Source organism: Stenotrophomonas sp. AS1 (genome assembly GCF_048957655.1).
GTDB lineage: Bacteria > Pseudomonadota > Gammaproteobacteria > Xanthomonadales > Xanthomonadaceae > Stenotrophomonas > Stenotrophomonas bentonitica_A.
On record NZ_JARVXM010000001.1, the window covers coordinates 271138 to 284923 of the forward strand.

At 68.5% G+C, this 13786-nt stretch carries 15 protein-coding genes; all 15 read left to right on the forward strand.

Features of this window, described 5'->3' with window-relative positions:
- A complete protein-coding gene (fliG, locus tag PV764_RS01175; protein ID WP_026070041.1) occupies window positions 1-987 on the forward strand; it encodes a flagellar motor switch protein FliG in 987 nt (328 codons plus the stop codon).
- Entirely contained in the window at window positions 984-1619 is a 636-nt protein-coding gene (locus tag PV764_RS01180; RefSeq protein ID WP_046274284.1) for a FliH/SctL family protein, read from the forward strand. The genes fliG and PV764_RS01180 overlap by 4 nt, the downstream gene beginning before the upstream one ends.
- On the forward strand, window positions 1616-2995 hold the full coding sequence (locus PV764_RS01185; protein WP_019184801.1) for a FliI/YscN family ATPase: 1380 nt from the start codon (window positions 1616-1618) through the stop codon (window positions 2993-2995). The genes PV764_RS01180 and PV764_RS01185 overlap by 4 nt, the downstream gene beginning before the upstream one ends.
- 3 nt (window positions 2996-2998) lie before the next feature.
- Window positions 2999-3457, forward strand: a complete 459-nt coding sequence (fliJ, locus tag PV764_RS01190) for a flagellar export protein FliJ (RefSeq protein ID WP_421116012.1) — start codon at window positions 2999-3001, stop codon at window positions 3455-3457.
- Entirely contained in the window at window positions 3457-4617 is a 1161-nt protein-coding gene (locus PV764_RS01195; protein ID WP_421116013.1) for a flagellar hook-length control protein FliK, read from the forward strand. Before fliJ ends, PV764_RS01195 begins: the two co-directional genes overlap by 1 nt.
- 121 nt (window positions 4618-4738) lie before the next feature.
- Window positions 4739-5257, forward strand: coding sequence for a flagellar basal body-associated FliL family protein (locus PV764_RS01200; RefSeq protein ID WP_421116014.1), 519 nt, complete (start codon window positions 4739-4741; stop codon window positions 5255-5257).
- Window positions 5258-5265: 8 nt separating this feature from the next.
- Entirely contained in the window at window positions 5266-6273 is a 1008-nt protein-coding gene (gene fliM / locus PV764_RS01205) for a flagellar motor switch protein FliM (protein WP_046273535.1), read from the forward strand.
- Window positions 6270-6608 carry a flagellar motor switch protein FliN gene (gene fliN / locus PV764_RS01210; RefSeq protein WP_046273536.1) on the forward strand — a complete coding sequence of 113 codons (339 nt, stop codon included), beginning with the start codon at window positions 6270-6272 and terminating at the stop codon, window positions 6606-6608. The genes fliM and fliN overlap by 4 nt, the downstream gene beginning before the upstream one ends.
- The gene (gene fliO / locus PV764_RS01215) at window positions 6605-7006 is read left to right on the forward strand and encodes a flagellar biosynthetic protein FliO (protein ID WP_421116015.1); all 402 of its coding nucleotides are present in this window, start codon (window positions 6605-6607) and stop codon (window positions 7004-7006) included. The genes fliN and fliO overlap by 4 nt, the downstream gene beginning before the upstream one ends.
- 2 nt (window positions 7007-7008) lie before the next feature.
- Entirely contained in the window at window positions 7009-7791 is a 783-nt protein-coding gene (gene fliP / locus PV764_RS01220) for a flagellar type III secretion system pore protein FliP (RefSeq protein ID WP_421116016.1), read from the forward strand.
- Window positions 7792-7830: 39 nt separating this feature from the next.
- Window positions 7831-8100, forward strand: coding sequence for a flagellar biosynthetic protein FliQ (locus tag PV764_RS01225; RefSeq protein ID WP_019184809.1), 270 nt, complete (start codon window positions 7831-7833; stop codon window positions 8098-8100).
- Window positions 8101-8111: 11 nt separating this feature from the next.
- The gene (gene fliR / locus PV764_RS01230; protein WP_266085208.1) at window positions 8112-8903 is read left to right on the forward strand and encodes a flagellar biosynthetic protein FliR; all 792 of its coding nucleotides are present in this window, start codon (window positions 8112-8114) and stop codon (window positions 8901-8903) included.
- A gap of 179 nt (window positions 8904-9082) precedes the next feature.
- Window positions 9083-11227, forward strand: coding sequence for a putative bifunctional diguanylate cyclase/phosphodiesterase (locus PV764_RS01235; protein WP_421116017.1), 2145 nt, complete (start codon window positions 9083-9085; stop codon window positions 11225-11227).
- Between the two features lie 69 nt (window positions 11228-11296).
- The gene (locus PV764_RS01240; RefSeq protein WP_421116018.1) at window positions 11297-13129 is read left to right on the forward strand and encodes an AAA family ATPase; all 1833 of its coding nucleotides are present in this window, start codon (window positions 11297-11299) and stop codon (window positions 13127-13129) included.
- Entirely contained in the window at window positions 13126-13785 is a 660-nt protein-coding gene (locus PV764_RS01245; RefSeq protein ID WP_421116019.1) for a 4Fe-4S single cluster domain-containing protein, read from the forward strand. The genes PV764_RS01240 and PV764_RS01245 overlap by 4 nt, the downstream gene beginning before the upstream one ends.
- Window position 13786: the final 1 nt, after the last annotated feature.

Consider the following 13786-nt stretch of genomic DNA (forward strand, 5'->3'; position numbering starts at 1 on the left):
CTGACCGGCGTGCAGCGCGCCGCCGTCCTGCTGCTCTCGCTGGGTGAACTGGACGCGGCCGAAGTGCTGCGCCACATGGAGCCCAAGGAAGTCCAGAAGATCGGCATCGCCATGGCGACCATGACCGACATCACCCGCGAACAGGTCGAGCGGGTCATGGACCAGTTCGGCAGCGAGCTGGGCTCCAAGACCTCGCTGGGCGTGGGCTCGGACGACTACATCCGCAACATGCTGGTGCAGGCGCTGGGTACCGAAAAGGCCGGCAGCCTGATCGACCGCATCCTGCTGGGTCGCAACACCACCGGCCTGGACGCGCTGAAGTGGATGGATCCGCGTGCCGTCGCAGACCTGGTCCGCAATGAGCACCCGCAGATCATCGCCATCGTGATGGCCCACCTGGAAACCGACCAGGCCGCCGACGCGCTCAAGCTGCTGCCCGAACGCACCCGGGTGGACGTACTGCTGCGTATCGCCACGCTGGATGGCATTCCGCCGAACGCCCTCAATGAACTCAACGAGATCATGGAGCGCCAGTTCGCCGGCAACCAGAACCTGAAGTCGTCCAACGTGGGCGGCGTGCAGTGCGCGGCCAACATCCTGAACTTCATGGACAGCGGGCAGGACCAGGCGATCCTGGGCGAAATCGCCCGCATCGATGCACCGCTGAGCGGCCGCATCCAGGACCTGATGTTCGTGTTCGACGATCTGGTGGACCTGGACGACCGCGAGCTGCAGCTGGTGCTGCGCGAAGTCAGCGGCGAGCGGCTCGGCCTGGCCCTGCGCGGCGCCGACATCAAGGTGCGCGACAAGATCACCCGCAACATGTCCCAGCGTGCTGCTGAGATCCTGCTTGAAGACATGGAAGCCCGGGGCCCGGTGCGCCTGTCGGATGTGGAAGTGGCGCAGCGCGAGATCCTGGCCATCGTCAAGCGCATGGCCGATGAAGGCACGGTCACCATTGGTGGCAACGCGGAGGCCATGCTGTGAACAATGCCGTGCGCTGGCTTGCCCCGGATCTGCTGGCAGTGCCCGAGCCGCCACCGGAAGAACAGTTCGAGCTCACCGAACCCGATCCGGACCACGAGCCGGAGCCGCTGCTGCAGCTGCCCACCCTGGAGGAGATCCAGGCCATCCAGGACAGTGCCGAGAAGGACGGCTTCGATCAGGGCCACGCCGAAGGGCTGGCCCAGGGCCAGGCCGAGGTGCGCCGCCTGATCGCACAGATCGAAGGCATCCTGGACAACTTCAGCCGGCCGCTGGTGCGGCTGGAGAACGAAGTGGTCGCCGCGCTGGGCGAGCTGGCAGTGCGCGTGGCCGGCAACCTGGTCGGGCGGGCCTATGAAGCCGAGCCGGAACTGCTGGCGCAGCTGGTCAACGAAGCGGTGGATGCCGTCGGCGGCGCGAGCCGCGATGTGGAAGTGCGCCTGCACCCGGACGACATCGCCGCGCTGGCCCCGGTGCTCAACCTGGCCCCGAACCAACGCCTCACCCCGGACCTGAGCCTGAGCCGCGGCGACCTGCGCGTACACGCCGAAGCCGTGCGCATCGACGGCACTCTGGATGCACGCCTGCGCGGCGCCCTGGATGCGGTCATCCGCAAAGCCGGAACCACCCCATGAACACCGAGACCCTGCCCCCGCCCGCCGACTGGACCGCCGCCCGCAACCTGCGGCTGGCCTCGCGGCTGGACAACATCCGCCCGGATACCGCGCACGGCCGTGGCCTGATCCGCGAGGGCGTGCTGCGCCGCGCAGTCGGCCTGACCTTGGAGGCGGTCGGCTGCGAGGCACCGATGGGTGCCAGCTGCAAGGTGGAAGTTGCCGATGGCGGCTGGGTCGATGCCGAAGTCGTCGGCTTCGCCGGTGAACGCACCTACCTGATGCCCAGCGCCGAACTGCACGGCCTGCTGCCCAACGCGCGGGTCGTGCCCTCGCTCGGCCGGGGCGGCGTGGAAGTGGGCGAAGGCCTGCTCGGCCGCGTGATCGACAGCGACGGGGTGCCGCTGGATGGCAAGGGCCCGATCCGCGCCGAAGGCACCGTCGGCATGGCCGGCGTCTCGATCAACCCGCTCGCGCGCGAGCCGATCACCCAGCCACTGGACGTGGGCGTGCGTGCGATCAACGCGCTGCTGCCGATCGGCCGCGGCCAGCGTGTGGGCCTGTTCGCCGGCTCCGGTGTCGGCAAATCGACGCTGCTGGGCATGATGACCCGCTACACCGCGGCCGACGTCATCGTGGTCGGCCTGATCGGTGAACGTGGGCGCGAAGTGCGCGATTTCGTGGAAAGCACGCTGGGCGAAGAGGGCCTGCGCCGCGCCGTGGTGGTCGCCAGCCCGGCCGACCGTCCGCCGCTGGCCCGCCTGCACGGCGCCTACCGCGCCACCGCGATCGCCGAGTGGTTCCGCGACCAGGGCCTGAACGTCCTGCTGCTGATGGATTCGCTGACCCGCTTCGCCCAGGCCCAGCGTGAGATCGGCCTGTCCGTGGGTGAGCCCCCCACCACCCGCGGCTACCCACCGTCGGTGTTCGCCAAGCTGCCCGCCCTGGTCGAACGTGCCGGTAACGGCGCCAAGGGCCGTGGCTCGATCACCGCTTTCTACACCGTGCTGACCGAAGGCGATGATCCGCAGGATCCGATCGCCGATGCCGCACGCGCCATTCTCGACGGCCACATCCTGCTCTCGCGCCGGGTCGCCGACAGCGGGCTGTACCCGGCCATCGACGTGGAATCCTCGGTCAGCCGCGTGGTCACGGAAATCGCCGACGAACCGTGGCGCCTGCGCATCCGCAAGCTCAAGCGGCTGGTGTCGGCGTACTCGTCCAACCGCGACCTGATCGCGATCGGCGCCTACCAGCGCGGTAATGACCCGGCCACCGACGAAGCGCTGGAGCGCTGGTCGGACATCGTTGAATTCCTCGGTCAGGACGTCGGCAAGGCCGCCGACCTGCCGCACAGTCAGGCCGCCCTCAAGCGGCTGGTGGAACCAGAGACTTAAGCCATGATCCAATCCAAGCGCTTCGACCCCTTGCTGAAACGAGCCCAGGACCACGAAGACGAGGTCGCCCGCGACCTGGCCGAGCGCCAGCGTGCGCTCGACACGCACGTGTCGCGCCTGGATGAGCTGCGCCGTTACGCCGAGGAATACGCCGGCGCCCAGATGTCGGCCACCAGCCCGGCCCAGCTGATGAACCGCCGCGCATTCCTGGATCGCCTGGACAGCGCGGTCGCCCAGCAGCGCAAAACCGTGGACAACAACCGCGAAAAGGTCGACGCCGAACGCGCCCGCCTGCTGCTGGCCAGCCGTGACAAGCAGGTGCTGGAGCAGCTGGCCGCCAGCTACCGCGCCCAGGAAAAGGTCGTCACCGACCGCCGCGACCAGCGCGAGATGGATGATCTGGGTGCGCGTCGCTCGCGCCAGTCACAGCGCGAAGACGGCGAGAACGGAGGGGCCCCGTGATGCCCGCCGCCCTGCTCGGCGGCGCCGCGCCGGTACAGAACGCGGGCAGCACGCCTTCCGGTGCCCGCGCCGACAGCAACGACAACCGCACCGGCGACCGTCGGGACTTTGACGCACTGCTCAAGCCAGGCAGCGAAGCACCGCGCAGCGATACGCCGCGCAAGGCGGGCAGCAGCCGCGATGCCGGAAAGCACGCGGCGACAGACACATCGCGCCAGGACAAGCACGCAGCAACGCGTCCTGCCACGTCCGGTGCCAGGACTGCCGACGACACGCCCGCTCCTGCCGACGCCGGCACGCCAGCACCGGCCCGTGCCGAAAAGCCCGCCGCCGAGCCAGCGGACGACACCGAGGCGGCCTGGCCACCGCTTGGCCTGGCCGGACTGGCGTTGAACGGCCTGCCGGTACCCGCGTCGACCCCGGCCGTGGCAGGCCTCGCCGGCCCGGCGTCGGGCGCCAATGCGGCATTGCCCATGTTGACGGCGGGCGCCCAGGCGGCCGACGGTGCCGCACCGGCGCCGGCACCTCCCAGCCCCTCCACCGAGGGCGGCATCGCACTGCCCGCCCTGACTGCGGACGCTGCCGCGGCCGACGATGCCCCGCTGCTCAAGACCTTCACCGATGCCTTGACCGCGGCAACCGCCGACGGTCCGGATGCACCGGCCACGCCGCTGCTGCATGCCCTGCACGGCATGACCGAAGCCAAGCCGGTGACGGCCAGCCTGTTCACCGGCTCCCCCACCGCCACCCCACACCTGGGCGGTGAGGATTTCGATGATGCCGTCGGCGCCCGGGTCGGTTGGCTGGCGGACCAGAAGATCGGACACGCCCACATCAAGATCACCCCGAACGACCTCGGCCCGATCGACGTGCGCCTGCAGCTGGATGGCGACAAGGTCCATGCGAGCTTCACCAGTGCCCATGCCGATGTGCGCCACGCATTGGAAAGCAGCCTGCCGCGCCTGCGCGAGCTGCTCGGCGAACAGGGCTTCCAGCTTGGCCATGCCGAGGTGGGCCAACAGCAGACCGCGCCGGACGGCGGACGTGGCAACGCCGGCAGCGGGATGACCGGCGATGACGGAGAACCGTCACTGGCCGAGACCACGCTGTCGCCCTCGCAGTTGATCCGCCAGCGCGGCCTGGTCGACGCCTACGCGTGACCCCGCGCGGCGCGGCGGCGCGACCTCCGCCGCGCCGCCAGAAACCCGACGCACCCGATCCCCGGCATTCAGGCACACCGTTTGCATGTAGGCAGGAAGCAATCCTCTGGAGCTTCCCCTCGTGGCCGCAGCCGCCGATAAAACCAAGAAATCCGCCGAGAAGGACAAGGCCGCCAAGCCGCGCAGTCCGCTCCTGGCCACCGCCCTGGCCGCGGTGCTCGCCGCTGGCGCCGCCGGTGGCGGAGTCTGGTACTTCACCCAGCCCAAGCACGACGACAAGGCCACCAAGCCGGCTGCCAGCAAATCCGCAGTGCCTGCCCCGGCGCAGTACTTCGGCCTGGAGCCGCCGTTCGTCGTCAACCTCAACAGCAGCTTCGACGGCCCGCGCTACCTGCAGGTCGAAGTGCAGCTGATGAGCCGTGACCCGGCCGCGATGGAAGCGATCAAGCTTCACGCCCCGGCCATCCGCGCCAAGCTGCTGATGCTGTTCTCGCAGGTAGAGCCGAGCGACATCGCCGACCGCGCCGGCAAAGAGCGCCTCCAGGCCAGTTCCCTGGCCGAAGTGCAGAAGCTGCTCAAGGCCGAGACCGGCAAGCCCGGTGCCGACGAATTGCTGTTCACCAGTTTCGTGACCCAGTAAGGGCGACCATGAATGACCTGCTTTCCCAGGACGAGATCGATGCCCTGCTGCACGGCGTGGATTCCGGTGCGGTCGAGACCGACATCGACGCGCCCACGCCCGGCGAGGCGCGCTCGTACGATTTCGCCAGCCAGGACCGCATCATCCGCGGCCGCATGCCGACCCTGGAAATGGTCAACGAGCGTTTCGCGCGCCTGTGGCGCATCGGACTGTTCAACCTGATCCGCCGTTCGGCCGAACTGTCCGTGCGCGGCATCGAGCTGATCAAGTTCAATGACTACATGCACTCGCTGTACGTGCCGACCAACCTCAACCTGATCCGCTTCAAGCCGCTGCGCGGCACCGGGCTGATCGTGTTCGAGCCGACGCTGGTGTTCGCGATCGTGGACAACTTCTTCGGCGGCGACGGCCGCTACCCGACCCGCATCGAAGGCCGCGAGTTCACCGCCACCGAGATGCGCGTGATCCACCTGCTGCTCAAGCAGACCTTCGCCGACCTCCAGGAAGCCTGGGCGCCGGTGATGGACGTGGAGCTGGAATACATCAACTCCGAGATCAACCCGCACTTTGCCAACATCGTGACGCCGCGCGAGTACGTGGTGGTCTGCCGCCTGCATGTCGAGCTCGATGGCGGTGGCGGCGATATCCACGTCACCCTTCCCTACTCGATGCTCGAGCCGATCCGCGAGCTGCTCGACGCCGGTATCCAGAGCGACCGCAACGACCGCGACGCCAGCTGGGGCGTGATGCTGCGCGAGCAGCTCAACATCGCGGAAGTCACGCTCTCCAGCGTGCTCGCCACCAAGCGCATGAGCCTGCGCGACCTGACCCGCCTGAAGATCGGTGACGTGCTGCCGATCGATCTGCCCAAGCAGGTGCCGCTGTGCGTGGAAAACGTGCCGGTGTTCACCGGTGAGTTCGGCGTCGCCAACGGTTTCAACGCGGTGAAGATCACCGCCACCCATCCCCCGGGCATCCGCCCACGCGTTCCCGTACTGCAGGAAGACCCGCAATGAACGATATCGAATCCAACGAGCCGGCACCGGCACAGTTCACCCAGCTGCAGTCGGACGACGCCAGCGTCGGCGACGAGCTCAACCTGGATGTGATCCTGGATGTACCGGTGACCCTGTCGCTGGAAGTCGGCCGCGCGCGCCTGCCGATCCGCAACCTGCTGCAGCTCAACCAGGGCTCGGTGGTGGAACTGGAACGCGGCGCTGGCGAATCGCTGGACGTGTTCGTCAACGGCACCCTGATCGCCCATGGCGAGGTGGTGGTGATCAACGATCGCTTCGGCGTGCGCCTGACCGACGTGGTCAGCCCGAGCGAACGGATCCGGAGACTGCGTTGAGTGCCGGGCTGCTGATCGCGGCCGGCGCCTCGACCGTCAAGGTCGGCCAGCATGCCGCCGCCGCACCGGGCATGTTCGGTGCGGTGCTGGCGTTGCTGGGCGTGCTGGCACTGATCGTCGGCCTGGGCTGGCTGCTCAAGCGCATGCCCGGCAGCGGCTTCCGCCCGGCCGAGGGGCTGCGCGTGGTCGCCAGCCTCACTGTCGGCGCCAAGGAGCGCGTGGTGGTGGTCGAGGTCAATGGCACCCAGCTGCTGCTGGGCGTCACGGCCGGCGGCATCAATACGCTGCATCAGCTTCCCGACCCCCTGCCGCCGCCGGCGCCGGCGGGCCTTCCCGATTTCAAACAACTCCCGAATTTCGCCCAGTTGCTGCAACAGCGGCTGCGCAAGGAACCCTGAACATGCGTGGCCCCCGTACCTCCTGGACCCGTTACCTGCCGCTGTTGCTGAGTGCCCTGCTGTGCGCGCTGCCGGCCCTGGCCTGGGCCGCGCCCGGCGTGCCGGGCGTGCCCGCACTGCCGGATGTGAATGTCGGCAAGATCGGCGGCCAGCCGGTGAGCCTGCCGCTGCAGACCCTGCTGCTGATGACGGCGATCACCCTGATCCCGTCGATGCTGCTGGTGCTGACCGCCTTCACCCGCATCATCATCGTGCTCGGCCTGCTGCGCCAGGCGCTGGGCACCGGCCAGACCCCATCCAACCAGGTGCTGCTCGGCCTGGCGTTGTTCCTCACCGCGATGGTGATGCTGCCGGTGTGGCAGAAGGCGTGGGGCAGCGGCATGGCGCCCTACCTCAACGGCGAGATCGATTTCCAGACTGCCTGGACGCTGACCACCCAGCCGCTGCGCGCCTTCATGCTGGCGCAGATCCGCGAGACCGATCTGATGACCTTCGCGGGCATGGCCGGGCACGGCACCTACTCCAGCCCGGATGCCATTCCGTTCCCGATCCTGGTCGCCTCGTTCGTCACCAGCGAGCTGAAGACCGCCTTCGAGATCGGCTTCCTGATCTTCATCCCATTCGTGATCATCGATCTGGTCGTGGCCAGCGTGCTGATGTCGATGGGCATGATGATGCTCTCGCCGATGCTGGTCTCCGCTCCGTTCAAGATCCTGTTGTTCGTGCTGGTGGATGGCTGGGTCCTGGTGGTGGGCACCCTGGCCGCCAGCTTCAATGCGGTCTGACCGCCCTGCCCTGCTGATCGATACGGACCCTAGACCGACATGACGCCCGAACTTGCCCTGACCGAACTCCGTGGCGGCCTGATCACCGTGCTGTGGGTTGCCGGCCCGCTGCTACTCACCGTGCTGATCGTCGGCGTGGTGGTCGGCGTGGTCCAGGCCGCGACCCAGCTCAACGAGCCGACCATCGCCTTCGTCGCCAAGGCGGCGGCACTGACCGTGGTGCTGTTCGCGCTGGGCAGCCTGCTGATCGGCCACCTGGTCGAATACACCACGCTGCTGTTCCAGCGTATCCCGCACCTGATCGGCTGAGGCCAGCCGCCGTGGATTCCGCGACCCAGATGGCCGCCGACGGCCTGCAGGCCTTCGGCATGATCGGCACGATCCTGTGGACGATGCTGCGCATCGGCGCGATGTTGATGGCCATGCCGCTGATCGGCACCCGCGCGGTGCCGTCCCGGATCCGCGTGCTGCTGGCCGGCGCGCTGGCGATCGCGCTGTCGCCGATGCTGCCGCCGGTACCGGAATGGACCGGCTTCGATGCGGCCACGGTGCTGACCATAGCCCGCGAGCTGGCGATCGGCGTGTCGATCGGCTTCGTGCTGCGGCTGGTGTTCGAGGCCGGTGCGATGGCCGGCGAGCTGGTCGCGCAGGGGACCGGCCTGGCCTTCGCGCAGATGAGCGACCCGCTGCGTGGCGGCAGCTCCGGCGTGATCGGGCAATGGTTCTATCTGCTGTTCGGCCTGCTCTTCTTCACCGCCAATGGCCACCTGGCGCTGATCTCATTGCTGATGGACAGCTACAAGGCCCTGCCGATCGGCACCGCGCTGCCCGACCCCCAGGCATTCCTGAGCATCGCGCCGACGTTCCTGCTGCAGGTGTTCCGCGGCGCGCTCACGCTGGCGCTGCCGCTGACCGTGGCGATGCTGGCGATCAACCTGGCCTTCGGCGTACTGGCCCGTGCGGCGCCCGCGTTGAACCCGATCCAGCTCGGCCTGCCGGTCGCGCTGCTGTTGGGGCTGTTCCTGCTGACCGTGCTGGCCGGTGAGATGGGCCCGCCCGTGCAACGCCTGTTCGATGCGGCGTTCGATGCCGCCGACAGCGTCAGCCGCTGACCCGGGACACGTGCGGGACAACCGCGTGGGCACCGCATCGCCCTGCACGCCTGCCACTTGCGATCCCCCCGGTGCGTGGCGTTAGTCTTGGCTGACGACGAAATCTTCACCCGCGCTCTGCGCTGATGGCGGCGCGTTCTGTCGTATCGCTCAGGCGTTGACCAAGGAGAGCGTCATCCATGCTGATCGGCAGTTACACCCCGTGGTTGGTGATCGTGTCATTCCTGGTTGCCGTGCTGGCCTCGTTCACTGCGCTGGACATGGCCGGCCGCGTCACCACCGCGGCCACGCGCCGTACCACCTGGTTGTGGCTGATCGGCGGCGGCTGCGCGATGGGGCTGGGCATCTGGTCGATGCATTTCATCGGGATGCTGGCCTTCCGCCTGCCCATCCCACTCGGCTATGCGCTCGGCCTGACCACGGTTTCGCTGCTGGCTGCGATGGCCTCGTCCATCTTCGCGCTGTGGCTGGTCTCGCAACCGACCCTGCCGCACGGCCGCCTCGCCCTTGGCGCACTGCTGATGGGCAGCGGCATCGCCGCGATGCACTATCTGGGCATGGCCGCGCTGCACATGCAGCCCGGCATCGACTACCACCCCGGCTGGGTGGCCCTGTCGTTGCTGATCGCCGTCGGCGCCTCCTGGACCGCGCTGTTCATCGCCTTCCGCCTGCGCAGCAGCCATCGGCGCCTGCGCGACCGTGCCGCGCCGGCACTGGTGCTGGGCACGGCGATCGTGGGCATGCACTACACCGGGATGGCCGCCGCCCGCTTCCCCGCGGGCAGCATCTGCGGTGCCGCCGCCGGGGAGGGCCTGCAGGCGCAGTGGCTGGCACTGGTGGTGCTGGCCCTGACCATCGCGATCCTGGCGGTGGTGCTGATCGTGTCCTGGCTGGACCAGCGCATGGAGGCCCAGCTGCTGCGTCTGCGCAACACCGACCTGAGCAGTTCGCTTGACGATGCCTATGCCGAGCTGACCCAGGCGGCCCTGCACGACCCGCTCACCCGCCTCCCGAATCGCCGCCTGCTGCAGCAGCGGATCGAGCAATCCCTGGCCGAAGCGGAGCAGCGCGGCAGCCGGTTTGCGGTGATGTTCATGGACCTGGACGGCTTCAAACAGGTCAACGATGCCTACGGCCACCAGACCGGCGACGCCCTGCTGGTCGCCGTGGCGGACCGCACCCGCAAGCTGCTGCGCCCGGCGGACATGCTGGCGCGGCTGGGCGGCGATGAATTCGTGCTGGTGGTGCCGATCGAGAACGACGAAGACGTGGCGACACTGGCCAGTCGCATCATCCAGACTGTCGGCCGCGAGCCCTTGCTGCCGCGCCACGACCTGCAGGTGACGGCCAGCGTCGGCATCGCGATCTGTCCGGACCACGCCGCCAGCGAGCGGCAGCTGATGGCCTTCGCCGATGCCGCGATGTACCAGGCCAAGGAGGCCGGGCGCAATGCCTACGTGCTGTTCGCCGAGTGGATGAACGACAGCGCCGAACAGCAGTTCCAGCTGTTGGCCGACCTGCGCCGCGCGATCGGCACCGAGCAGCTGTTCCTGCACTATCAACCCAAGACCCGCGTGGCCGGGCAGTCGGTCAGTGGCGCTGAAGCCCTGATCCGCTGGCGCCATCCCCAGCAGGGGCTGATTCCGCCAGACCGCTTCATCCGCCTGGCCGAGCGCAGCGGCGTGATCAACGAGATCGGCCGGTGGGCGCTGGACGAAGCCTGCCGCCAGCTGCGTGTGTGGCACGACGCCGGGCATGACGGCTGGACGGTCTCGGTGAACCTCTCCCCGATCCAGTTCGCCTCGCCCAACCTGCTGCGGGAGGTGCGCGAGGCGCTGCAGACCCACCGGATCGAACCACGCCGGCTGATCCTGGAAATCACGGAAAACACGGTCATGCGCGACACCGAGGCGAGCCTCACGCTGCTGCTGGCGATGGCGGCGCTGGGCGTGGGCATCTCCATCGACGATTTCGGTACCGGCTACTCCAGCCTGCTCTACCTCAAGCGCCTGCCGGCAACCGAGATCAAGATCGACCACGCCTTCGTGCGCGACCTGGAGAACAGCTCCGAAGACGTGGTGATCGTCTCGGCGATCGTGGCGCTGGGACACGCGCTGGACATGGACATCGTGGCCGAAGGCGTCGAGACCGCCGGGCAGCGCGCCTACCTGGAACGGTTGGGCTGCGACTACCTGCAGGGTTACCTGCTGGGGCGCCCGGTGGACCCGGAGCGGTTCATGCAGCTGCATGACCACCCGCGCCCGCGGGTGGAGATCGCCGCCGGATGGAAGGCGCAGGCGCGGCCAGGCGCGGCGGCGGGCTAGCGCACGCGCTGGAAATTGGCGCCTGCGCGCAATACCCTGCCCCCTACCATGGGAACAGCAGGCAGCAGGATGTCAGGGAAGAATGTGTTTGAAGGTCCGCGCTGGCAGCGCGATCTTGTTCGTTTCCTTCCCTTGAAGAGCCAGTTCGTGCTTTCCGGGAACATCCGCGACCTGCAGGCCGCCGAAGTGGCACCGGGCACGGTCACCGCGCAGAGCTTCAATCAGACCCTGTGCAACACCCTGCTCGACCAGGGCTATGCGCAGGTGCTGGGCTGGGATCCGTTGGCCGGCTTCCGCGCCCTGGAACGCCCCGGCACCGATCCCGCCAGCGGCATCGCCCTGCTGCAATCGCTGGGGCTGACCCCGGTGGACGGCGCCGCGCCCGCCGGTATCGACCTGCTCAGTGCCACGCTCCAGCGGCTGGTCGTGCGCCCGGGCGAGCCGGTGGCAGTGATCATCGATTTCGCCTCGCGCCTGGCAGTGCGCAGCGACGCCCTCAGCGCCGCCGAACACCAGCTGTTCACCCAGGCCCTGGTGATCTCCCACCAGGCACGCAGCCGACCGGGCGGCGTGCAGCGCAAGCCGTTCTTCAACACGGTGCTCTGGGTGGTGGAGAAGGAAGGCGACCTGCCCGACTGGCTGCTGGTCGGCAATCCGCGCATCCGCCACATTCCGGTGGCCAAGCCGGACCAGCTCACCCGGCGCGCACTGGCCCCGGCCCTGCTCAAGGGTCTGGCCGGTGCGCCGGACGCCAGTGCCGAGGCCACCGCGCAGGCGGTGGATGCATTCGTGCAGAGCACCGAGGGGCTGCTGTTGCTGGACCTCAGTGCCATCGCGCAGCTGGCCCGCGTCGAAGGGGTGGCGGTGGACCAGATCGGCGACGCCGTGCGCCGCTACAAGGTCGGGGTCACCGAAGACCCCTGGCTGCGCATTGACCGGCAGCGCATCCGCATGGGCGACGCGTTCGTCCATCAACGGGTCAAGGGCCAGCACCATGCGGTGACCCACATGCTGGACATCGTCAAGCGCGCCATGACCGGTGTGGGTGCCAGCCGCAAGGGCAACCGGCCGCGCGGCGTGGCGTTCCTGGCCGGCCCGACCGGCGTGGGCAAGACCGAGCTGGCCAAGACCGTCACCAGCCTGCTGTTTGGTGACGAAAGCGCCTACATCCGGTTCGACATGTCCGAGTTCAGCGCCGAGCATGCCGACCAGCGACTGATCGGCGCTCCGCCCGGCTACGTGGGCTACGATGTGGGCGGCGAACTGACCAACGCCATCCGCGAGAAGCCGTTCAGCGTGGTCCTCTTCGATGAGATCGAGAAGGCCCATCCGCGCATCCTCGACAAGTTCCTGCAGATCCTCGATGACGGCGTGCTCACGTCCGGGCGTGGCGACCGCGTGTACTTCTCCGAGGCGCTGATCGTGTTCACCTCCAATCTGGGCATCTACCGTCAGGGCGAGCATGGCGAGCGCGTGGCCAACGTGTTGCCCGGCGAGCCTTTCGAGCAGGTGCAGAGCAAAGTGCACGACGAAATCGACCGGCACTTCAAGCTGGTCCTGAACCGGCCGGAGATACTCAACCGGATCGGCGAGAACATCATCGTGTTCGATTTCATCCGCGAGGAGGTGGCGGTGCAGATCTTCGACCAGATGGTCGACGCGACCCTGGCCGACCTGCAGGCCCAGCACCTGCGCGTGACCCTGGCCGCGCCGGCCCGCGACGCGCTGCGCGCGCTATGCCTGAAGGACCTCTCCAACGGCGGGCGCGGCATCCGCAACCAGCTCGAGGCGCACCTGCTCAACCCGCTGGCGCGTGCCCTGTTCGACCAGGACGCGCAGCCCGGCCAGCAGTTCACCATCGTTGCGGTGGATGCCAACGTACTCCACCTGGAACGCGGTTGAACCGTCCCCTGCAGCTGTCGCGCGTGCATTTCCCGGTGACCACGCTGGGGCCGGGGCAACGCCTGGGCATCTGGTTCCAGGGCTGCAGCATCCGCTGCAGCGGCTGCATTTCAGCCGACACCTGGGGGCCGGGGCGCACCGTCGTCGACGTGGCCTCCCTGCTCGAGCAGGTGGCCCCGTGGCTGGACCAGGCCGACGGCATCACCATTTCCGGCGGCGAGCCGTTCGACCAGTTCGACGCCCTGCTGCAGATGCTGGTGGGGCTGCGCCAACGCACCGCCGCCGACATCCTGGTGTACAGCGGCCACCCGCTGGAAATGCTGCAGCCCATGCTGGACCAGGCGCGCGACCTGATCGACGCGGTGATCAGCGACCCCTACCTCGAACAGGCGGACCAGTCGCTGGCGCTGCGCGGCAGCGACAACCAGCGCCTCACCCTGCTCACCGCGCTGGGTCGGTCGCGCCTGGCCGGCCTGGAGCGGGCCAGCACGCCGGCCGACAAGGCACTTGACCTGATGTTCGATGCCACCGGCACCGTCTGGATGGCCGGCATCCCCCGCCGCGGCGACCTGCTGCGCCTGCGCGAGCTGCTGCGCGCGCAGGGCCACCAGGTGCAGACCAGCGCACACACTTCATCGCGTCGTCCAGTCGAGTAAC